The 22,215-nt window shown below is 39.7% G+C and carries 23 protein-coding genes and 1 riboswitch; of the genes, 4 read left to right on the top strand and 19 right to left on the bottom strand.

Going from position 1 to position 22,215, the window contains the following annotated elements:
* Nucleotides 1-47: 47 nt before the first annotated feature.
* The 17 genes from NSQ79_RS03730 to NSQ79_RS03650 all read right to left on the bottom strand — a co-directional run bounded on the left by NSQ79_RS03730 (nt 48) and on the right by NSQ79_RS03650 (nt 13,895).
* The gene (locus tag NSQ79_RS03730) at nt 48-650 is read right to left on the bottom strand and encodes a response regulator transcription factor (RefSeq protein ID WP_164332061.1); all 603 of its coding nucleotides are present in this window, start codon (nt 648-650) and stop codon (nt 48-50) included.
* Nucleotides 647-1,741 (bottom strand): sensor histidine kinase, encoded by a 1,095-nt coding sequence (locus NSQ79_RS03725; RefSeq protein ID WP_164332062.1) that lies wholly within the window; start codon nt 1,739-1,741, stop codon nt 647-649. Before NSQ79_RS03725 ends, NSQ79_RS03730 begins: the two co-directional genes overlap by 4 nt.
* Nucleotides 1,734-2,471 (bottom strand): ABC transporter permease, encoded by a 738-nt coding sequence (locus NSQ79_RS03720; protein ID WP_164332063.1) that lies wholly within the window; start codon nt 2,469-2,471, stop codon nt 1,734-1,736. The genes NSQ79_RS03725 and NSQ79_RS03720 overlap by 8 nt, the downstream gene beginning before the upstream one ends.
* A complete protein-coding gene (locus tag NSQ79_RS03715; protein WP_164332064.1) occupies nt 2,468-3,349 on the bottom strand; it encodes an ABC transporter ATP-binding protein in 882 nt (293 codons plus the stop codon). The genes NSQ79_RS03720 and NSQ79_RS03715 overlap by 4 nt, the downstream gene beginning before the upstream one ends.
* Nucleotides 3,342-3,521, bottom strand: coding sequence for a hypothetical protein (locus NSQ79_RS03710; protein ID WP_164332065.1), 180 nt, complete (start codon nt 3,519-3,521; stop codon nt 3,342-3,344). Before NSQ79_RS03710 ends, NSQ79_RS03715 begins: the two co-directional genes overlap by 8 nt.
* Before the next feature lie 10 nt (nt 3,522-3,531).
* Entirely contained in the window at nt 3,532-3,741 is a 210-nt protein-coding gene (locus NSQ79_RS03705) for a hypothetical protein (RefSeq protein ID WP_014632978.1), read from the bottom strand.
* Between the two features lie 308 nt (nt 3,742-4,049).
* On the bottom strand, nt 4,050-4,985 hold the full coding sequence (locus NSQ79_RS03700; RefSeq protein WP_164332066.1) for a bile acid:sodium symporter family protein: 936 nt from the start codon (nt 4,983-4,985) through the stop codon (nt 4,050-4,052).
* Between the two features lie 142 nt (nt 4,986-5,127).
* A complete protein-coding gene (locus tag NSQ79_RS03695) occupies nt 5,128-5,577 on the bottom strand; it encodes a cytidine deaminase (protein ID WP_164332067.1) in 450 nt (149 codons plus the stop codon).
* A gap of 10 nt (nt 5,578-5,587) precedes the next feature.
* On the bottom strand, nt 5,588-6,325 hold the full coding sequence (locus NSQ79_RS03690; protein WP_038676273.1) for an ABC transporter permease: 738 nt from the start codon (nt 6,323-6,325) through the stop codon (nt 5,588-5,590).
* Entirely contained in the window at nt 6,322-7,203 is an 882-nt protein-coding gene (locus NSQ79_RS03685; RefSeq protein ID WP_156209641.1) for an ABC transporter ATP-binding protein, read from the bottom strand. The genes NSQ79_RS03690 and NSQ79_RS03685 overlap by 4 nt, the downstream gene beginning before the upstream one ends.
* A 71-nt stretch (nt 7,204-7,274) precedes the next feature.
* Nucleotides 7,275-7,952 (bottom strand): hypothetical protein, encoded by a 678-nt coding sequence (locus tag NSQ79_RS03680; RefSeq protein ID WP_156209639.1) that lies wholly within the window; start codon nt 7,950-7,952, stop codon nt 7,275-7,277.
* A gap of 136 nt (nt 7,953-8,088) precedes the next feature.
* The gene (locus NSQ79_RS03675; protein WP_156209638.1) at nt 8,089-8,754 is read right to left on the bottom strand and encodes a hypothetical protein; all 666 of its coding nucleotides are present in this window, start codon (nt 8,752-8,754) and stop codon (nt 8,089-8,091) included.
* A 12-nt stretch (nt 8,755-8,766) separates the two neighbouring features.
* On the bottom strand, nt 8,767-9,261 hold the full coding sequence (locus NSQ79_RS03670) for a YkgJ family cysteine cluster protein (RefSeq protein WP_002885314.1): 495 nt from the start codon (nt 9,259-9,261) through the stop codon (nt 8,767-8,769).
* An 84-nt stretch (nt 9,262-9,345) separates the two neighbouring features.
* The gene (locus NSQ79_RS03665) at nt 9,346-11,346 is read right to left on the bottom strand and encodes an ABC transporter permease (protein WP_164332069.1); all 2,001 of its coding nucleotides are present in this window, start codon (nt 11,344-11,346) and stop codon (nt 9,346-9,348) included.
* Nucleotide 11,347: 1 nt separating this feature from the next.
* A complete protein-coding gene (locus NSQ79_RS03660) occupies nt 11,348-12,106 on the bottom strand; it encodes an ABC transporter ATP-binding protein (RefSeq protein ID WP_164332070.1) in 759 nt (252 codons plus the stop codon).
* A 144-nt stretch (nt 12,107-12,250) separates the two neighbouring features.
* A complete protein-coding gene (locus tag NSQ79_RS03655) occupies nt 12,251-13,225 on the bottom strand; it encodes a sensor histidine kinase (protein WP_164332071.1) in 975 nt (324 codons plus the stop codon).
* Nucleotides 13,215-13,895, bottom strand: coding sequence for a response regulator transcription factor (locus NSQ79_RS03650; RefSeq protein WP_004182305.1), 681 nt, complete (start codon nt 13,893-13,895; stop codon nt 13,215-13,217). The genes NSQ79_RS03655 and NSQ79_RS03650 overlap by 11 nt, the downstream gene beginning before the upstream one ends.
* A gap of 205 nt (nt 13,896-14,100) precedes the next feature.
* Nucleotides 14,101-14,196: riboswitch (purine riboswitch) on the top strand.
* Between the two features lie 148 nt (nt 14,197-14,344).
* Here NSQ79_RS03650 and NSQ79_RS03645 point away from each other — a divergent pair.
* Entirely contained in the window at nt 14,345-14,926 is a 582-nt protein-coding gene (locus NSQ79_RS03645; protein ID WP_014634692.1) for a xanthine phosphoribosyltransferase, read from the top strand.
* Nucleotides 14,926-16,194 (top strand): nucleobase:cation symporter-2 family protein, encoded by a 1,269-nt coding sequence (locus NSQ79_RS03640; RefSeq protein ID WP_164332072.1) that lies wholly within the window; start codon nt 14,926-14,928, stop codon nt 16,192-16,194. Before NSQ79_RS03645 ends, NSQ79_RS03640 begins: the two co-directional genes overlap by 1 nt.
* 122 nt (nt 16,195-16,316) lie before the next feature.
* Here the strand turns inward: NSQ79_RS03640 and NSQ79_RS03635 are convergent, their stop codons facing one another.
* Complete coding sequence (locus tag NSQ79_RS03635; protein WP_065428506.1) at nt 16,317-17,882, bottom strand: ABC transporter ATP-binding protein; 1,566 nt, start codon at nt 17,880-17,882, stop codon at nt 16,317-16,319.
* 131 nt (nt 17,883-18,013) lie between these two features.
* On the opposite strand from NSQ79_RS03635, the gene NSQ79_RS03630 reads away from it, so the two are divergent.
* Nucleotides 18,014-18,847 (top strand): Rgg/GadR/MutR family transcriptional regulator, encoded by an 834-nt coding sequence (locus tag NSQ79_RS03630; RefSeq protein WP_049553603.1) that lies wholly within the window; start codon nt 18,014-18,016, stop codon nt 18,845-18,847.
* Nucleotides 18,848-18,911: 64 nt separating this feature from the next.
* Nucleotides 18,912-20,261: an MATE family efflux transporter gene (locus NSQ79_RS03625; RefSeq protein ID WP_045768579.1), complete on the top strand. Its 1,350-nt coding sequence runs from the start codon at nt 18,912-18,914 to the stop codon at nt 20,259-20,261.
* A gap of 882 nt (nt 20,262-21,143) precedes the next feature.
* On the opposite strand, the gene msrB is transcribed toward NSQ79_RS03625, so the two are convergent.
* Nucleotides 21,144-22,094, bottom strand: a complete 951-nt coding sequence (gene msrB / locus NSQ79_RS03620) for a peptide-methionine (R)-S-oxide reductase MsrB (RefSeq protein ID WP_013990386.1) — start codon at nt 22,092-22,094, stop codon at nt 21,144-21,146.
* Nucleotides 22,095-22,215: the final 121 nt, after the last annotated feature.

Below are 22,215 nucleotides of genomic sequence, written 5' to 3'. Positions count from 1 at the left end.
AATAAAAAAAGCCACCATCTGGTGACTTCATTCTTATCTACTTCTCCTCACCCTAGCCAGTCTTTTTCTTTGGCAATGCGGACTGCTTCTGTTCGGTTACCTGCGTCAAGTTTGGTTAGGATGGCTGTCATGTAATTTCGAACTGTTCCATTTGAAAGAAAGAGGCTTTCGGCGATTTCTTGGTTAGTTGATCCTTGAGCTACCATGGCCAAGACTTCTTGTTCGCGTTGGCTAAGTGGATTATTGTCAAAGGCAACACCTTCAACCAGCTCTGGCGAGTACTCCTTTTGACCTGCTAGGACGGTATGGATGGTCGCCATGAGGTCACTGATGGAACGCTCTTTGAGCACATAGGCATCCACCTGGGCTGCAAGGGCTCGCTTGAAATAGCCTTTTCGTTTGAAGGTGGTTACAATAACGACCTTCGTTTCTCTTTGGTTTCTACGGATCCACTCAAGAACATCCAGGCCTGTTTTAACTGGCATTTCAATGTCTAAAATGGCTACGTCGACTTCTTCTTTTTCCAAGAGAGCAATGGCTTCTTGGCCATCACTGGCCGCATGGACCTCTTCGACATCGTCTTCCAACATAAGGAGTTGGCAGAGGGCATCCCTCAACATTGACTGGTCTTCGGCGACTAATAATTTCATGCTTTTCCTCCCTCTTTTAAATGCACACGAATAATGGTTGGATGCGATTGAGACAGAATTTCCAAGTCTCCATCTACCAAACTAAGACGCTCCCTGATACTGTGTAGCTCTTGCCCAGTGACTTCCTTGAAGCCACAACCATCATCCTCAAACTCTAAAACAATACCATGATCACGTCTTAGACGAATTTGACAGCTATCGGCCTGACTATGTTTGATAACATTATTGGCCAGTTCACGAAGTACCATGGACAATGTCGACTGGCTAACGGGCGACAGACTTTCTAAGTCAAGGCTACTATCCACGGTCAAGACAATATCAGATAGGTCAAAGAGTCGCTCGAGTTCCAGTAACTCCTCGGCCACCGTTCGGTATTTGAGTTTATTGACAATCTCACGCACCTCGTACATGGAGTCACGGCTTATCTGATTCAATTCTTCCAAATTCTTCCTAGCAGCATCATACTGCTCCTTGTCCATCTGTTTTAGAGCCAACTCAGTTTTGAGACTCATCATGGCAAAGGTGTGTCCTAAGGTATCGTGCAAATCACGGCCGATACGATTGCGTTCATTTTCAGCTGACAAGATATTGATGGTCCGGTTCTGCTCCGCAAGGGCTTCTTCCATCTTTCTCTCCTGACGCATACGGCTTTGAAAATAGTACATTCCCAAAGAAAAAAGAGTAATAGCCAGGGACATGAGGTGGGTGCTCAAATCGTCTGTCAGTTGGAAGGATGATGACGTCAAAATCAAGAGCGTCGCTAGAAAGGAAAAGAATCGATAAGAAGATATACTATCCTCAAAGCGCCAAACGAGAAGGTTAACATTGAAAAAAACAAACCACATCATGCCACCCTGGAAGGTCACGGACATAAAGATAATGTAAGCTAGAGTGTAAAACCACAGAAAGGGAATCCACTTGCTATAAGCTTTTTTCAAATACACTATAAGGAGATAAGCGATGGTAAACAGACCCGTCAAAACTAGGGTCCAGACTGGAAAATACCCGCCAAAAACACCTAAGATTGGGAAAACAAGGAAAATCAGACTAACAAAATAAGCGAAATCATTCTTCTGGTAACTTCTAAACATGGTCACTTTCTCTGTAAGATTTGATAAAAAGGGCTAAGCCTGTAGCTATTGTAGCATAGACCAAGATAAAAATGAGCGATTTCCATGAAAATTCCCCTTTTTTTGCGAAATTGACTACTAACTGATTGATATGATAGATGGGTGTCCACTCCGAAATGTGCTGAACCCATTTTGGAAACATGGTTACTGGCATCCAAGAGCCACCAATAATTGCAAGACCTAAAAAGACGATATTTCCGACGATAGCCATGATTTGTTGAGACTTAATTTGGGTAAGGAGCAAGCCAAAGGATAGGAAGACTAGGCTTGACAAGAGTAAAAGAGCCCCTGAACCAAGCCAATGTGATAATGGCATCTTAACATCACGCACAAAAGCTCCCACACAGAAAGTCACTAGGATAGCAACCATAAAGTTCATAAGAACTCGGAAGATTTTTGACAGGTAATAGGCCTGAATACTGATTTTTGAATGTTCGATGTAAGTTAACCAGTGATCGGTTTGATCCTCTCTAAGCATGTAGGGGAAGGTAAAGAAACCAAAGCTGGACATAGAAAATCCTGTCATGGTCAACATATAGGACAAGATAAAGGCTTTTTGTGACGCTGGGTCAGAACTCATTTCCATACCTGAATACAAGAGGAAGAATCCGACGGGCATTCCGATGGACATGATAAAGACTGGCCAACTGCGCCATGTTTTTATCCATTCGATTTTAAGTAGTGCTTTCATGACTTGTCCTCCCTTGTGCTATCAAATAGGCTATCTAAAAGTGTCTTGTTTTGAATTTCAATGTCAGAAATGCGACAGCCTAGAGCTTGTAAACTACTCCAAATACTTTCAATATCTTTAGTCATAAAGGTTACAACATCACGTTTTTCAGTCACATCATAAATTGCTGCCAGTTTGTCAAGACTTGGCGCAAAGCGACTTGGTAAGGTGACTTGCTTTTCCTTTTCCTCGCTACGCATAGCATGTGGCGTAGTATCCCTAATAAGTTTCCCTTGATGAAGGACTAAGATGCGGTCAGCTGTGTGCTCGACTTCTTCGATATAGTGGGACGAATAGAGAATGGTCACACCTGACTTTTTCAGATCATTGATGATTTCCCAAAAGCGTTGGCGTGTCGTAGTGTCCATCCCTGCTGTCGGTTCATCTAAAAAGAGAATGTCAGGCTTGCCAATAAGACAGAGGACAAAGGCAAGAAGACGTTTTTGTCCCCCTGAGAGTTTGTCTGCGAACTGCTGATACTGGTCGTCTTTGAATTGTAAGAGTGCTTGTATCTCTTCTTTAGATAAGCCATTTTCAGAAATATCTTGGAAAAAAGCAATCAGTTCCTTAACTCTTAATTGTGAGGGAATGGTATTTTCTTGAAGGAGAACAGCAATTTGATCTTGTGCTTTACCCTTTTTGCCCTTGATAAAGACTTGACCGCTACTAGCTTTCTTGTCACCAAGAATACAGGACATTAAGGTCGTTTTACCAGCACCATTGGGCCCGATTAAGGCAAGACAGTCGCCTTGTCCCACCTCAAAGCTAATATTGTCTAAAATTGTTTTTCCTTTGATTTTTTTGACAAGATTTGTGACTTGAAGGATTGCTTCACTCATGTGTGTGATTTCCTTTCTTTTGATAGAAGGCTAGAAAAACATAACAAGCTGCAACAGATACCCCCATGACACTGTAGAGAATATCACTGCTGCCATGAAGTAGGACATAGGTAAAGAGGATGGTCCAAATTACCGCTAGGAGCATAATGCTTAGTATTTTCAATAATTTCATACTGGGCCTCCTAGTTTTTCAATTCTTTAATGACAAGGTCGATAAAACTTTTAGCCATCGTGATGAGAATGTAGGCTGAGATAGACAAGCCAATAATCATGCCCAAATTTGAGAAGATAGCTTCAAAATTGCCTTTTTCAAAGATGTCAGTAAACATGCTAAGTCCAGCAAAGACAGTTCCGATGACAGCGTAGATAAGGTAAGATGTTTTGATTTTCATGAGATGACCTCTTTCGTTTTTTATTATTTCTAAGTTATGACTAAAGTATATCTTTTTGGTCATTCTCTTTTTAGCACCAGATGTCATGACATGACATGACATTTGTCATGTGACGTAAAAAAGCCGACCTAAGGTCAGCTTTCTATAGTCTAATATCTCTCAGCAAGTTCGTAATAAGTGCGGACGACATGTCCTTTATAATGCACTCTGACTTTCCGTAGCCAAAGGCAATCACCTAAGGAAAGCCTCGAAAAAGATTCTTTATTAAAAAATAAAAGCCAACTCAAGGTCAGCTTTTCATTATCTTATTAATTATTTTTTGAATGGTTCTTCCACCATGATGAAAGGATAGAACCTGAGATATTGTGCCAAATACTGAAGATAGTTGATGGGATGGCAGCTTGTGGCACGAAATATTTCATGGCAAGGGTTGCTCCAAGACTTGAATCTTGCATCCCCACTTCGAAAGTAATGGCTTTTTGTTGTGGTTCTTCCAAACCAAGGATTTTTGAAAATCCAAAACCAAGGGCATAACCACAAAGGTTATGAAGCATAACAACTGGGATAACAAGGGCTGTCGCTGCTGTGAAAATATTAGCATGGTTGGCAGAAACAACTGCTCCAACAATCAAGAGGATGGCGGCCTGTGAAATCAAAGGCATAATCTTGATGATGGCATCGATTTTCTTACCAAAGATTGAGTGAACGAGCACACCCAAGATAATAGGGACAACCACGATACGCAAGGTACTTAGGAAGAGGCTTTGGGCAGGGACACTCACGTACTGACCAGCCAAGAATGACAAGAGGGTTGGAATCATGAGTGGTGCCAAAAGAGTTGAGAGGGTTTCAATAGAGACATCCAAGGCAACATCCCCACCTGAAAGGAAGGCCATGACACTCGATGAAGTCCCACTTGGACAAGAGCCAACAAGGATAACCCCTGCTGCTGTCGCACCTTTCAGATGGAAAATCATACAAAGCAACCAAGCCAAACCAGGCATGATGACATAGTGAGCTACAGTCCCGAGAACAACTGGAATTGGACGCTTAGCAATACGTTTAAAATCTTCAGTTGTCAAGGTAAGCCCCATACCAAAGAGAATCAAACCAAGCAGATAAGCCGTATTGGGAATGACCCAACTACTAGTTGCAGGAAAGGCGTAGTTAAAGGCCGCCCAGAGGATAACAGCTACAGTAAACCATTTGCTGAGCCATTTACTAAAAGATACAAGTGACTCCATAATGAAACCTTCTTTCTATTTTCACAAAATAGTATAGCACTTTCGCTTTGAATTTCAAGGTAAATTTCGAATTTTCTGAAATTAATTTCAAAAAATAAACCCTCACACTTAAGATGTGAGGATTTTGTGATTTCTATAAACGTTAAGCCTTGTCTTGCGACTTTTCTTCAAACTGTTGAGCCCGTTCTTCTCCCCACCATAGTGGCAATAATTCGCCCAAAGTAATGGTCTGACGTGTTTCGTAGTCAACCATAAACTCCAAGTTACGATTGTCGGGGTGCAGTTCCATTAGAAATTCTCGACAAGCCCCACAAGGCATACCAGACGGTCCACCATGAGGTGGCTGGTCACGAAAGGCGATAATTCGCTTAACCTTAGTTTGACCAGTTTCTTGATACATATTGAAAAGGGCAGCCCTTTCAGCACATAGGTGGAAAACACCACAAGTTCCTTCCATACAAAAGCCTGTGAAAATTTGCCCATCTTCAGACTCAACAGCAGCCACAACGTGTCTAGCATAGACAAAGTCTGAGACTTCCTGTGGCTGATACAATGCCTGAGCCTTTTCATACATTTTCTGCCAAATATCCATTATTTCTCCCTTAACCGTGATCACTTTCCCTTTGAGACTTGATAAAGAGTGCAAGCCCTGTTGCTACTGCAGTATAAGCTACAATAAACAGGAGTGATTTCCATGAAAATTTCCCATTGATGGCAAAATTAACGACCAATTCATTGACATGATAGACAGGTGTCCACTCAGAGATGCTCTGAACCCACTTAGGGAACATGGAAATAGGAACCCATGAACCACTCACTATAGGCAAGACAAGGTAAATAATATTTGCCACAAGAGACATGAATTGTTGAGATTTAATCTGAGCGATAAGTAAACCAAAAGCTAGAAAGAGCAGACCGGACAAAAGTAAGAGAGCACCTGACCCTACCCATCTAAAGAATGGCATCTCTACATCTCGGAAAAAGGCACCTACACAAAAGGTCACAATGATGGCAACCATAAAGTTTAGAAGCACACGAAAGATTTTAGAAAGATAATAAGCTGCAATACTAACCTTTGAGTGCTCGATATAGGTCAACCAGTGTTCAATTCGGTCCTCTTGCAACATATAGGGAAAGGTAAACAAACCAAAACTAGACATGGAGAAGCCAGTCATGGTCAGCATATAAGACAGCAAAAACTCTTTTTGAGCTTCTGGAGTAGGTGCTGAGAAGATACTAGAAAAAAGGAGGAAAAATCCGACAGGTATCCCGATTCCCATGATAAAGACTGGCCAACTTCGCCACGTTTTAATCCACTCAATTTTTAGTAATGCTTTCATGCCTTGTCCTCCCTTGTTGAATCAAATAGGCTATCCAAGAGTGTTTTATTTTGAATTTCAATATCAGAAATTCCACAGCCCGCTTCTTCAAGACTTTGCCATACCTTTTCAATATCTTTGGTCATGAAGCTGATGACATCCCTCTTTTCAGTAATCTCATAGATGTCTGGCAGTCCGTGAACAATGCTAACAAAGCTACTTGGAAGAGTGACCTGCTTCTCCTTCTCTTCGTGTCGCATAGCGTATGGCGTGGTATCTCTGATAAGTTTTCCCTGATGGAGGACTAAGATGCGGTCAGCCGTGTGTTCCACTTCTTCGATATAGTGAGAGGAATAGAGGATAGTTGTCCCAGCTTTTTTCAAGTCATTGACAATCTCCCAGAAACGCTGACGAGTAGAGGTATCCATACCCGCAGTCGGTTCATCCAAAAAGAGGATTTGGGGCTTATCTATCAAACAAAGGACAAAAGCTAGAAGACGTCTTTGTCCACCAGAGAGTTTGTCCGCAAACTGCTGGTACTGGTCTTCCTTGAATTGTAAGAGGTCTTGCACCTCTTGATTGGTCAAGGGATTATCAGAGATAGATTGGAAGAAGACAATCAGCTCTTCCACTTTCAAACTATTTGGAATGGTATTTTCCTGAAGGAGAACTGCGATTTTATTTTTGGCTTTACCTGCCTTACCATCAATGAGGACCTGACCACTGCTCGGTTTTTTATCACCAAGAATACAGGACATCAAGACAGTCTTACCCGCACCATTTGGTCCAATCAAGGCGACACAATCGCCCTTGTTTATTTCAAAACTAATATCCTCTAAAATGGTCTTTCCCTTGATGCGTTTTCCAAGGGATGTGACTTGAATAACCGTTTCACTCATACCTGTGATTTCCTTTCTTTTGTATAGGAGCCATGCTAATTGACGATAGAGCTGATATCATCGGACTTCCCTTAATACTCCACTTCCAACTCAGTGCAGAAGAGACTTCCGGTCAGATGAAGCCTTGTTTCAACTTGCTCGAAATCAGATTCAAATCGATCCACATTCACAGATGATAGAGGATGTGAAATTCCAGTGCTATCCATGACACAGCCGTGAGGAAGTCGGATATGAACTTCACCAAACTTAGCATCAAGATGAACAGCTACCTGATCTGACGCAAACTTGGCCTGACTCAAATCCAACCAAAGCTCACCAAAAGCTAGATTCATATCAATCGTTTCGACTTCTTGAGAATAGATACGATACCTATCCTCAGCCATATAGGTCTTAACAGAAATATGAGGTCCCTCTTGGTCATTCTTATTAACCTTATAGTCTTTAGTGAGCCCTTTCTTTTGACTACGACCATAAAAAAGCTCTAAAGCCAAGCCAATGAGAAAAATACCGCTAAAGAGATTCCACTGTGCAAAATCGAGGTTTAACAAGTCATGAATATAGGGTGATAAGAAGGCCAAACCAAGAAATATGAGGAGAGGTCGCTTATTCAAGATACCAAAACAAAAGAAGGCCACGAAGAAAACCAGATTATAATTGACCATGATCCAAAAATCTGGAATAAAGGCACTAGCGATAAAACAAGCTGCTAGTAAAAGCAACAAGAAACTCCGAAGATTAAACCGTTGCATAAGAAGACTCCTTTCTAGTAAATGATTGCAAATTTCCAATTATTTTCACTATCAGTATAGCACTATTTGTAAACGTATTCAATGTTATATAAGAAGGATTTGCAAGAAAAAAAGAGCTTTCGCTCTTTCATTATTTTCAATGTTTGACAGTTACTTGTCCAAAGGTTACAGAGCCTGTTAGAGAAACTGTCGTTCTTGATAACTCTCGATCTCCTAGACTATCGTAGCCTTTCACTCCTGCTAAGCTTGTATGAAGCCCGTGTGTATCCACTTGCCAATCCTTAGGCACTCGAATAATAACCTGAGAAAAATTGGCCTGAACCACAATCTGAGGTCGGTCCGTCATAAACTGAGCCTGACGCAAATCTAAAGTCAAACGTCCAAAATCGGCATTGGCATAGACCGTTTCGAGATTTTGAGAAGTCACCACCTGAACAGACTCTGAAAATAAGCTCTTAGCGAAAATCTCTCGCTCATGTTCTTTAGACACCTTGTAAGAGAAGTTCTTCTTATAACTTGGCTTGCTCAAACGGTCCACCGCAATTCCCAAGATAAGAATTCCTACAAAGAGAGTCCATTCCGAATAGTCCAATCTAAAGAGGTCATGGATATAGGTCGATAGAAAAGCCATTCCCAAGAAAAAGAGAAATCTCCCCTTAGATTGCCAGCTCAAAAGCACAAAAAGCAAGGCCAAAATCAACTTATAATTAAAGGCCAAATAAAGATCTGGAATAAAAGCTGTCGCGATAAAATAGGCAGCAATAATAAGTAGGGTGATAACACCTGCATTAAAGCGTCTCATAACAGTTCCTTTCTAAATCCTATCCTTGAGTTTTTCCACAAAAAGGTAGGCTGCTGGACAGAAAAGCGTATTTTTAATAGTCAGATGATTGATCTGATAGATTTTCTTACGATCCGTGTGAGGAAAGGCGGCACAAGCCTTAGGACGGACATCATAGATGTCACAGAGATTATCAGGCCCTAAGAATGGACAAGGCATAGACTTGAAGACCTTGTCACCATCCTCATCTACCTGCAGGTACATCTCCTCGAAAGCAGGTAACTTCATACGAAAATGCTTAGCAATACGAGTAATGTCCTGCTCTGTAAAGTCTGGCCCTAACGTCTTACAACAATTAGCACACTGGGTACAATCAATTTCTTGAAAAACTTCATTGTGTACCTGCTGAACAATCTTATCTAAATTTTTAGGGGCTTTCTTCTTGAGTTGTGCTAGAAATTTACGGTGCTCCCCCTGCTTTTGACGTGCCAATTCCTCATAACGTTTGACATCAATAGTCTGTGACATGTGTTTTCTCCGATGATTTATAATTCTGTCATCTATTATAGCATAAAAAAATAGAGCCTAGTTTGAAGCTAGACTCTAGGTCAGTTACATTGATACGATTCTACGATAGGAACGTGAAGTAAGGGCAAAAACCAAGACATAGGCTAGGAAGAAGACACCACAAACAATAATTGTAACTACTAACATAAGATCTGGATTGAGAACTCCAATGATACGGACAATCAAACTGATCATATGATAAGCAAAGGCCAAGTGAATAAAGGCAAAAATCAAAGGGAGGAAGAAGACGGTAAGTACTTGCTTACGAATGGTTTGCTTGACTTGAAGGTCGTCCAACCCAATCTTTTGAAGAATAACAAAGCGCTCACGATCCTCATAACCTTCAGAAATCTGTTTATAGTAAATTACAAGAACTGTGCCAAGCATGAAGATGATGGATAGGAAGATACCAATAAAGAAGGTTCCACCAACAAAGCCATTTACCATCCCTTCTGCATCATATCGGCTATTAGCAGTGAGGTAAGACTGAGAGACACCAGTAGTTTGTCCAGCTAACTGTTGTGTTTCTTTATCTGTCATTTGGTCTAGCAAATCTGAATTTTTCTTGGCATCATGTGTAGGGTCCTTGACGTTAACACCAACATAAGTAGCTTGTGCTATTGATGTCCCTTTCATTGAAGACTCAAAAATCTTGATATCTGGTACAACTAAGTAACTATAATCTGACACAATGATCTTATAGATATTTGGTATTTTTTTATTGATAAAGTCACCAAGTTGCCTATGAATCTGGTAGTTCTTACTATCTATGGACAGACTCTTTTGCGTCTTCAATGTTTTATTCTTAGTGTATAAGGCAATTTGATTAGAACTGAGATTGAGTTCTTTCCCTGTCAATTGCTTAAAGGTTTCTTGAGAGAAGACCAAAACAATTGATTTTGGAACAACTTTTCTTTCATTTTTAGTAAAAACGGTTAACTTATTAGTTTCTTGATTTTTTATACCAAAGAGAAGATAAGAGACAGCTACTTCTTCATTTGCTTGCTCACCTGTTTTGATTAAGAAATCATCCATAAGCTTTTTAGTGCTTGTAAGGTCAACTTTATTGCCCGCAACTGAATAATCATGTGGAGTAGCACTCGCTAGATAGTCTTTTTTTCCAGCATAGATACTTGCAGCTCCTACAAGCGTCACCAAAACCATACTTGAGAGGATAGCAATAGTCGCCAGACCAACTGCATTTTTCTTCATCCGAAAGACAAGGTTTGAAATGGAAATCATATTATTAGGCTTGTAATAGTAGTTTTTCTTCTTTTTCAAGAGTTGCAGAACGACTGTAGTCCCGGCATTAAAGAGAAGATAAGTTCCTAGAATAACTAGTAAAACAGCCAAGAAAAAACTCATAATAGCTATTACTGGATTCTGAACAGAGAGAGCAAGATAGTAACCGTACCCCATAGACCCAAGCCCCAAAAAGGTTTGAATAACTAGGAAACGTCCCTTTTTTTCACCCTTAAGGCCATCTTTAGTTAATTGTAAAGGATTTAGCCGTAGCAATCGGAAACCGTTTATCAAAACCAACAAACTAAAAATACAAGCAAAGATGACAAGAACAATAGGAATTGTCATTACTTGAAAGGTCGAAACCAAACCAGTACTTTCACCGATAAGCCTTTGAAGAAAAGCGTAAATGAGTTTATCAAATAGTGCCCCCACACCTATACCTAGAAGCAGAGTCACAAAACTCATAATCACCGTTTCTTTTAGAATCATACTAAAGAGGTGACGCTTCTCTAAGCCTAACATACTATAGAGGCCAAGCTCCTTTGAACGATTTTTCATAACAAAGCTATTGGCATAAAGAACAATAATTCCAGAAGAGAGGGCGACAATCACAAGTCCCATCCCCAAAACCATCTTGATAGGATCTGACCCAGTTAAGTCATCAAGATGCGGATTAAGCGTTAAAGATGTAAAAATATAGGTAATGGCAATAGCCAAAATAGTTGCTAAAGCATATGGATAATAAAGCTTACGATTTTTTATGAGATTGGACAAAGCCAGTCTATTGGTCAGAAAAAACATATTAGTTCACCTCACTTGCCATTACTGTAAGTGTATCGGAAATTTCTTGGAACATTTGATGTTCAGACTTATCACCTTTGAAGATTTGATTATATAGAATACCATCCTTAATAAATAGAACACGCTGTGCACGACTGGCAGCCGCTGTCGAGTGAGTTACCATAAGAATGGTCTGACCACTGGCATTGATCGCATCAAAGACATCCAAGAGAGCTGCTGAAGATTTGGAATCCAGGGCACCTGTTGGCTCATCTGCTAAGAGGATTTCTGGTTTAGTGATGATTGCACGCGCAACCGCAACCCTTTGCTTTTGTCCACCTGAAATTTCATAAGGGTACTTCTCTAGCAAGGAATGAATTCCCAATTGACGACTTATAGCTTCTACTTGTGTCATCATTTGCTTAAGTGGGCGTCGAGAAAGGACCAAAGGTAGTAAGATATTATCTTTAACAGATAGGGTATCCAAAAGGTTGAAATCTTGGAAAACAAACCCTAATTTTTCACGACGAAAACTGGAAGCATCCTTATTTTTAATGGTTGCTGTGTCCGTACCATTAAGATAGACACGCCCTGCTGTTGGTTTATCAAGCATGGCAAGGATGTTGAGCAGGGTTGATTTTCCTGAGCCAGACTCACCCATGATTGCAACATACTCACCCTTTTCAACCGTGAAATGGATATCTTTAAGGGCTTCAACCTGATTTCCTTTGAAACGTGTTTTATAGATTTTTTTAACATGTTGAACATCTAGTAACGCCATAATAAGCTCCTTTATTTAATAGATTTGGAAGAGATTTTAGGAACCTCTTACTTAACTTCTGATACCATTTTATAGAAAAAGCAAGGTCTCAACCATAACCCTTGCTTTCATTTGTGGTCATATTTCTTACACTTTTGTAAGTTATTAATCAATAGCCAACTTCTGCTTTTGAAAATGAATGGAGACTGTGGTTCCTTGGCCTACTTGGGAGCTAATACTAATATCATGTCCAAGCTGATCAGCAATTTTCTTAGAAAGATAGAGACCTAACCCAGAGGACTGCTGAGTCAGTCGACCATTGTAACCTGAAAAGCCACGCTCAAAAACCCGTAGAATATCACTATTTTTAATACCAATCCCAGAATCTTTAAGATGAAGCCCGTTATCTTTGAAGTAAATTTCAATACCACCGCTTTTTGTGTACTTCAAACTATTTGATAAGACCTGCTCTATGATAACTAAGAGCCATTTTTCATCTGAAACGACCTTAACATCTAAGTCATGTAGATTAATAGCCAATCCTTTTTGAATAAAGAAAAGACTATGCTTTCTAACAACTTCTTTAACCAAGTCTTCTAATGTAACCTGCCTCAACTGCAAATCATCATGAAAATTCTCTAAACGTAAATACTGCAAGACCAAATTGGTATAAGAATCAATCTTGAATACCTCTTGCTCCAAGAGAGCCCTCGTTTTACTATCCGTAACATCCTGAAGCAATAATTGACTAGCTGCTATTGGCGTCTTGATTTGATGCACCCAAAGCGTATAGTAGTCCATCAAATCTGTATAGCGCTTGCGCTCCTCCTCAGTCTGAGACATCTGGCTCTCCCTAGCACTTTCCAAAGCTTGGGACAGGTAAAATTCCAAAGGACTTGATGGTGTGATTTCCTCATAGAGAAAGGCTAAGTTATAAGAGTGATAGGAGCGAACCGAGTCCCAAATAACCATGATGATAGTCACAAAGGTCATTATGGTCAAGGCATAATAAAGAATATCTGCCGCCTCTTCAAATAAAAAGGCAAACAAGACCAAGATGATTCCATTAAAGACAAACAAAAGATAGAAAGGCAGACGAGACCTAATATGGTATTTGATAAATTGACACTTACCCATCATGACGCAACCCGTAGCCAACACCTTTCTTGGTTTCAATAAAATCCTTCAAACCCACTGCCTCTAACTTCTTACGTAAACGAGCTACATTAACTGACAAGGTATTATCATCAATAAAGAAGTCACTATTCCAAAGCTCCTTCATCAAGTCTTCCCGACTAACGATATTACCAGCATGGTCGAAGAGAACTTGTAAAATCTGAAACTCATTCTTTGTCAAAGAAACGACCTCACCCTGATAAACCAAATCCATGGCCTTAAGGTTCAGAATCACACCCATATATTCCAAGAGACTCTGATCCTTACCAAACTCATAAGAACGACGCAAAAGCCCTTGAATTTTTGCCAAGAGAACATTTTGATCAAAAGGTTTAGTCACAAAGTCGTCCCCACCCATATTGATTGCCATAACAATATCCATGGCCTGATCTCTAGAAGATAAAAACATAATAGGTACCTTGGAGACCTTACGAATTTCCTGACACCAATGATAACCGTTGAATAGAGGTAAACCAATATCCATAAGAACCAAGTGGGGCTCTACTTTTACAAAAATAGATAATACTTCCATGAAATCTTCAACAAGAACAACTTCGTAACCCCACTGTTCTAGCATTTTTTTGACTTGTTGACGGATAACCTCATCGTCCTCAACTAATAAAATCTTATGCATAACTCTACCTCTTTCATTTCCCACTATTATAACAGAAATGCTAGAAGAAACGACCATTCTCAGCAAATCTTACAATAATGTTAGATTGAATTTTCCAATTTTTAAAATAGTGCGTTTTCATAGGAAAAATCCTTTGAGTCTTCAAAGAAAATATAGTATTATTATAGAGTTGATATTGATTTATCATCAACCAACGACAGCTTCATCGAATAATGAGAACATTACTTATTTATGTCACGAATCGGCGTGACGTTTCTACAAGGTGCCGTAACACCTAACAATGAGTAAGTCATAAAGTCATAATAAGATTTTACCGTCTTTTTATGATTTTAAAGGCTTGCTTTGCAAGCCTTTTTCTATTATTCGATTGTTTTGATCTTTGTCAGGTTCTCAATAGAATCTGGGAAAAATCAAAATACACTTTAGTTATATTTTTTATAGGAGGTAATATGAAATTACTGGAAGACCGCATTCTCAATGATGGGAATGTCCTTGGGGAGAACATCCTCAAAGTTGACTCTTTCCTCACTCACCAAGTGGACTTTGACCTCATGCGTGAGATTGGAAAGGTCTTTGCTGAAAAGTTCAAGGATGCAGGCATCACCAAGGTGGTGACTATCGAGGCATCTGGTATTGCTCCAGCCCTCTATGCTGCTGAGGCCTTGGATGTCCCTATGATTTTTGCGAAGAAGGCTAAAAATATCACCATGAATGAAGGGATCCTCACTGCTGAGGTCTACTCCTTCACTAAGCAGGTGACTAGTACTGTCTCTATCGCAAGCAAGTTCCTCACTCCTGAAGATAAGGTCCTCATCGTTGATGACTTCCTAGCTAACGGCCAAGCTGCCAAAGGCTTGATTCAAATCATCGAAGAAGCTGGTGCACACGTCGAAGCGGTTGGTATCGTTATTGAGAAATCTTTCCAAGATGGTCGTGCCCTTCTGGAAGAAGCTGGCTACCCAGTCGTTTCACTTGCTCGTTTGGATCGTTTTGAAAATGGACAGGTCGTATTTAAGGAGGCAGACATCTAATGCAAAACAAAGAGAAACATTCGCAGGCAGCGGTCCTAGGACTGCAACACCTACTTGCCATGTACTCGGGATCAATCCTGGTGCCAATCATGATTGCTGGGGCCTTGGGGTATTCAGCTCATGAATTAACCTACTTGATTTCCACTGACATTTTCATGTGTGGTGTAGCAACCTTCCTCCAACTTCAACTTAATAAATACTTCGGTATCGGTCTTCCAGTTGTTCTTGGGGTTGCCTTCCAGTCAGTGGCACCACTCATTATGATTGGTGAGAAACACGGTAGCGGTGCTATGTTTGGTGCCCTTATCGTTTCAGGGATTTATGTTATCCTCGTTTCTGGCGTCTTTTCAAAAGTAGCCAATCTCTTCCCTTCGATCGTTACAGGATCAGTCATCACAACTATTGGTTTGACCCTCATCCCTGTCGCTATCGGAAATATGGGAAACAATGTTGATAAACCAACTGGTCAAAGCCTCTTCCTTGCTGCTATCACCGTTCTTATCATCCTTGTAGTTAATATTTTCACTAAAGGATTTATCAAATCTATCTCAATCTTGATTGGTTTGATTGTCGGTACTGCTATCGCAGCAAGCATGCACCTGGTTGATTTCTCACCAGTAGCTGCGGCACCTATTGTCCACGTGCCAACACCATTCTACTTCGGGGTACCTAAGTTTGAGTTGTCATCAATCATTATGATGTGTATTATCGCTACTGTGTCTATGGTTGAATCAACTGGGGTTTACTTGGCCCTCTCTGATATCACCAAAGAACCACTCGATAGCACTCGCCTTCGTAACGGCTACCGCGCTGAAGGTTTGGCTGTTCTCCTTGGTGGACTCTTCAACACCTTCCCATACACTGGTTTTTCACAAAACGTTGGTCTTGTGAAGTTGTCAGGTATCAAGACTCGCTTGCCAATCTACTATGCAGCTGGTTTCCTTGTTCTTCTTGGACTCCTTCCTAAGTTTGGTGCCTTGGCACAAATCATCCCAAGCCCAGTCCTTGGTGGTGCAATGCTTGTCATGTTCGGTTTTGTTTCTATCCAAGGGATGCAAATCTTGGCGCGTGTTGATTTCGCCAATAACGAACACAACTTCTTGATTGCTGCAGTATCAATCGCTGCAGGGGTTGGTCTTAACGGTAGCAACCTCTTCAACAGCTTACCAAATGCTTTCCAAATGTTCTTCTCAAACGGTATCGTGGTTGCAAGCTTGCTTGCCATCGTCCTCAATGCTATTTTGAACCATAACAAAAAAGAAAAATAACACAAGAACACCTGAGTCGCTTGACTTAGGTGTTTTATTTGAAATTAAAATCTTCAAGTTTGTAAATCGAAAGAAAAGACTAAGCAACTACTCTGTCTAACTTTTACTGAAAGTATCTCGTGTTATTTAATTCTTACGATTGACTTATTTTCAATTCTATAGACAGCATCGTAATCTTCCAGTTTGTAATGATGAGCAATTTCAATAATACTATTAGGCAATTGTTGCAAGACATTTCTTATTTCCTTTGAACTTGCTGCATCTAAAGAAGCCATCATCTCATCCGCAAGTAAAACCTGCTTGCCTCTCAAAATAGCACGTGCAATCTCCAGTTTTATGATTTGACCACCTGAAAAGTTATCTCCAGTTAATTCATAGTCTAATTGGTGACAACAAGCCTCCCATAGTCCAACCTTTTTCAGTGTTGAAATGAGCAATGAGTCAGAACAATCTTGATAAAGAGTTAGATTATGTCGCACACTTGTATGAAAGACATAGGGATTTTGATGAATAATTGCAATGTTATCTAAATTTGGAGTCAGCTCCCTTCCATCAATGCTTTTAAAAATGATTTCCCCACTATATGCCTTATCTTGCCCTGATATTAACCTAAAAAGTGTTGTTTTCCCAATACCACTATCACCAACTATAAGATTATGCTGAGACAATGAAAAAGTAACCGTAACATCTCGAAAAATCTCTTGATTATCATAAGATTTAGTGACGTTTTTTAACTGAATTTCTTCTAAAGTATGTATGTGATACCCTTTTGAGGGAATTTCTGTCTCACTTCCAAATGTCAATAATTTATCTTTTATCACTTGACTTGATTGAATACTTGCAATAGCCTCCAGAATTTGTTGTAAGGGGTTAATAAGATATGTTGATGCAGACATCATAGCAATAAGTGTAGTGATTGAATTTTGTTTCATTACAAGACCAATCACAAACGGTCCAATCAAGCCGATAGCTTTCAGAGGTCCTGTCCAAAACATAACTAAATTCTGAAGTGTATAATATTTAAATTGTGTCTTCTCCATCTCACCAAGGGTTACGAGAGTTTGCCTTACATTTTCTTTTTCTGCTTGATTGCAAATAATCGTTTCAATCCCCTTACCAAAGTCTGTGATAGCTCTTAAATTCTTCTCTTTTGAGCTACTTAGTAATTCTCCCGATTCTTTTAATTTTCGCTTAAATATAAACTGAGGCAAAATCATCAGAAAAGCACCTACAGTAAAAAGACTACCCACAATAAGATTTTGTTTGAGCAGATAAATAACAGATACTAGGACAGAGGCACCCCACACTGGTGAGATAAGAAATGATTGAAGGAACTCCTGGTCTACGATTCCAAGATCTTGTGTCAAGAGTGAGCAAAGCTCAGAATCAGAGTTCTTTTTAGGAAAGACAGCATAATTCTTCAAAATATTCCCTGATAGTCTTACATTAAATGCCCTAATAATAGAACGAAGCAGAATATTCTCTATATACATAAAAGCGTACATAGCCACCCAAAGAGAAATGCCCGAAAATGTAAAAACTATTAAATCCTGACTATTACCGCTATCTAAATGACCTGCCATCTGGATAATTACAGGAATAACAATTCCTTGACAGGAATAAAGAAGTGCAAAAATGATATAAAGTACCATTTCCTTCTTAGGAAGTAACTTAATAAACTTAACCATCATCGTGACACAGCAACTGATTTATTTTTTCAATAATCATTGCTTTTACCTCCTTCCATTTGATACTATTATTTTAGTTTATTAATAGTATCAACTATTGAAATTTCAGAAATCCGATAAGGAAATTTTATATGGAACTAGGTCAAAAATTTAAGCAGATTCGAAAACAGAGAAAATACACTATTCAGAGACTCGCTCAAGTGTCCGGATCTGTAGCGAGTATTTCAGACTTTGAAAATAACAAAACATCACTCTCAAATGATACTCTTTTCAAACTTTTAAAACACCTAAAAGTCGAATATAATGAATTTTTCGGACAAGAATATCTTGTGGACGAAACCTACATAAAACTCGCTAATCAATACAATCAAGCCTCTAATAATCTAGATTTTGAAGCACTAAAGCAAGTCGCAGAAAGATTTCGCATTTTAGGAGAAACTAATTATTGCGATTATCTGATTAGTCTTTGTATTACCTGTCAGGTTTCAAAACTTCAAAACCAGCCGGTTAACCAAGATATTGCTACAGAACTTCAAAACTACTTCTTTTCGATTGATATTTGGACACTTCTTGATATTGATTTACTGGATATGGTAAAGGATATCTTCACAGAAGATGCTCTAACAATCTACATTAAAGAACTCCTATCAATTCTCGGTAAAAATCCTAGAAATAATTTAGATCGAATCACTTTAGATGTTATCAGTCGTTGTATTTTCCAAATCATTCTTTATGGAAATCAAGAAGATAGTGATTACTATTTAAACGAACTAAAAACTATTCAATTCCCAGATTATTTCATGTTACAAAAACTCTATCTTAAAGAGCTAGAAGCCGCATACCTTTATAAATTTATCGATAAGAATATGGGAAAGATTATACATAAAGAAATTCTCCACTACTTGGCTTTTATTGGTGATGACGATAATTTGAGAGAATGGGATCAAACCTTCTGTCAATTATAGACTTTATTGGATAACAGTTGTACAATAAAGTCTATAATTTGAAAAATTTAGAAAGGAAAACAGAATGCACGAAACACATTCTCTCCGTGAGCGATTTCTTGTTTTCTTCAAGATTTTTGTGCCCATACTGATTTATCAGTTTGCCAACTTCTCAGCAGCCTTTGTGGACACTACCATGACTGGTCAATACGATGCCCTACACTTGGCGGGGGTAGCCATGGCAACGAGTTTATGGAGTCCTTTTTTCACCTTTTTAACAGGTATCGTCTCTGCCCTAGTTCCTATTATCGGACACCATCTAGGAGCAGGTCGCAAGGACCGAGTAGCACCTGATTTCTATCAATTTCTCTATATGGCTTTGGGCCTATCACTTATCCTTTTTGCCCTCGTTTTTCTAGGGGCACCCTTGGTTTTGAATCATTTAGGTTTGGAGCCTTTGGTCAGAAAGGTAGCCCTTGGTTATTTACGCTTTTTGAGTCTTGGGATTATCCCCCTTCTTCTCTTTAGCGTGGTTCGCTCCTTCCTTGATGCCCTTGGCCTCACACGCCTTTCCATGTATCTCATGCTTTTGCTCCTACCTCTCAACGGTTTCTTCAATTTCCTCCTCATCTATGGCATTGCTGGTCTACCAGAGTTGGGTGGAGCTGGGGCTGGTCTTGGAACTTCAATGGCTTATTGGGCCCTTCTCCTCATTTCCATTTCGGTTATCAGAAAGCATAAAAAGGTTAAGCCCTACCACATTGAAAAGGTCCAACCCCTTGATAAAACAGCTCTACTTGACGCCCTTAAACTGGGTCTTCCTATTGGTGGAACGGTCTTTGCGGAGGTCGCTATCTTCTCAGGTGTTGGTTTGGTTATGTCTAAATATCCGTCCCTAGTGATTGCCAGTCACCAGGCAGCTATGAATTTCTCAAATCTCATGTACGCCTTCCCTCTCAGCATTTCCAGTGCCATGGCTATCATTATTTCCTACGAATTTGGGGCTAGACGCATGGATGCGGTCAAGAGCTACAGCAAGCTGGGACGGTTGACAGCACTAGGATTTTCTATCTTTACCTTGATTTTCCTCTACTTCTTGCGCTATGATTTGGCTGAACTTTATGGGCATGAGCCTGAATTTTTGAAAATGACAGCCATTTTCATGACCTATAGCCTCTTCTTCCAAGTGGCAGATGTCTTTGCGGCTCCGCTTCAAGGAATCCTGCGTGGCTACAAGGATACCAAGGTGCCTTTTTATCTCGGTGTCCTAACCTACTGGGGCATCACCTTCCCAGTTGGCTTCCTTCTTGAAAAAGTCACTGGGCTGGGCCCCTATAGTTATTGGATTGGCCTGATTGCCAGCCTTATCGTCAGTGGTCTCTGTTACCAATGGCGCTTAAATAGAATCGTCAAACGTTACGAATCACAACTTTGATATCCCTAAAGCAGTCTTGTCAGACTGCTTTTTCTATGCTCAAATCTCAATAATACAGAAAGAAGCCTCCTGCATATTGAAAACAGATAAACTGTTATCAATTTACAGAAAGCTTCTTTTTATGAGTGATACTTTAAATTCAGATTTACCTGACCTATTACCAAACTGGATTAATTAATGAAAACATAGATGTTTAATTTGGAAAAAGGTATCACAGAGTCCAGATGGATCAACTAAGGCACTATAAATCATGACTAAACTACATAAAGTTAGGAAATGATAAAAATAAACCACTTTTTCTCCTGTTTTAGGAAGTAAAAAGAAAGACCCGAGCCATAAGACACAAATGGCTATTAATAGGATTACTTTATTCATTGATTCCATAAAATTCTCCTTTATAAATGTTTAGCACAATAAAATAGGACTTAGTATTATCTGAATGTTATCATAAAATCTAACAAGCATTGCATATCCCTTCAAGGAATCACTTTAACATTTTTTGCTAGTCTTGTTTAGGTAAGTTAAGACATATAAAATCATATTGGGAGGTTGGGGAGACTAATTATTACACAAAGTACAATAATGTTTACAGACGTCAAGACTAGCAAAATCTAAGTAAAATGACATGTTTACAACTGTCAGATTTCTCACTGTCATAGTGTACTATTTTTTCTATATAATATGTAAAACAAATAGGATAAAATTGTAAAAAAATGTAATGAAAGGTCACTTTTTTATCCTGAATGGTTAGGTTACATATCATGTTAGATTTAAAAGGCTTTCATCTCACAGCTTCTTTTGTCATGTAAAAAGAGGTTAGAACCAAGGGCACCAACCTCTCTTTTAGCTTTTACTAAGTAATAACTATCTAAAAATGACTAATCAGTCCACTTGATCAAGCAAGTAAGCATAGCCCTCTTTTGCCATGTCAGCTTTAGGAACAAATCGCGTTGCTACCCCATTGATACAGTAGCGTAAACCACCTCTATCACTTGGCCCATCTGGAAAGACATGCCCAAGATGAGAATCTCCCACACGACTACGGACCTCAATACGATCCATATTGTGAGAATGGTCTTCCTTGTAGTTGGCTACCTCTGGACTAATGGGTCTAGAGAAACTTGGCCAGCCACAGGCTGAATCAAACTTGTCCTTGGATGAAAAGAGTGGCTCACCAGTCGCCACATCAACATAAATTCCAGGCTCAAACTGATTCCAAAGCGGACTCGTAAAGGCCCGTTCTGTTCCATTCTCCTGAGTCACAGCGTAGGCTTCTGGACTCAAACTTTCCTTAAGCTCCTCCCGATTCGGCTTGTGATAAGCATTAGCATCAATAACAGGATTAGCTGCCTGATTGACATTGATATGACAGTAGCCATTCGGATTTTTCTTGAGATAATCTTGATGGTAATCCTCAGCAGGAATAAAGTGCTCAATTGACAACAACTCAACCGCCAAAGGCTGACCGTATTGCTCAGTCATTTCTTGGAAAACTTGCTCGATAGTCAATAAATCATTTGCATCCGTGTAGTAAACACCCGTACGGTACTGAGTTCCCACATCATTGCCCTGTTTGTTTTTACTAAGAGGATTGATGATACGGAAAAAATGAAGCAGAATCTCTCGTAAGGACACCTTGCTAGCATCATAGGTCACCTGAACGGTTTCAGCGTGACCCGTCTGACCGATGAGTTCATAGCGGGTCGTCTCACTACGGCCATTAGCATAACCCGAAACCGCATCAAGCACACCAGACACACGAGAGAAATACTCCTCAACACCCCAGAAACAGCCACCAGCAAGATAAATCGTATGATTATTTAGATTTGACATTTTTAACACTCCCTTCAATAGATACTTTCATCTCCACGCCTTAAGTGTAACGCTTTTGAGAAGATTTCGCACTTATGGTGACTTGGGGGAGAAAAAATCCCATCACATTGTGATAGGATTT

Source organism: Streptococcus sp. FSL W7-1342 (assembly GCF_037966635.1).
GTDB lineage: Bacteria > Bacillota > Bacilli > Lactobacillales > Streptococcaceae > Streptococcus > Streptococcus salivarius_D.
The sequence above is the reverse complement of the archived record's forward strand: the minus strand, read 5'-3'. Positions and strand labels throughout refer to the sequence as shown.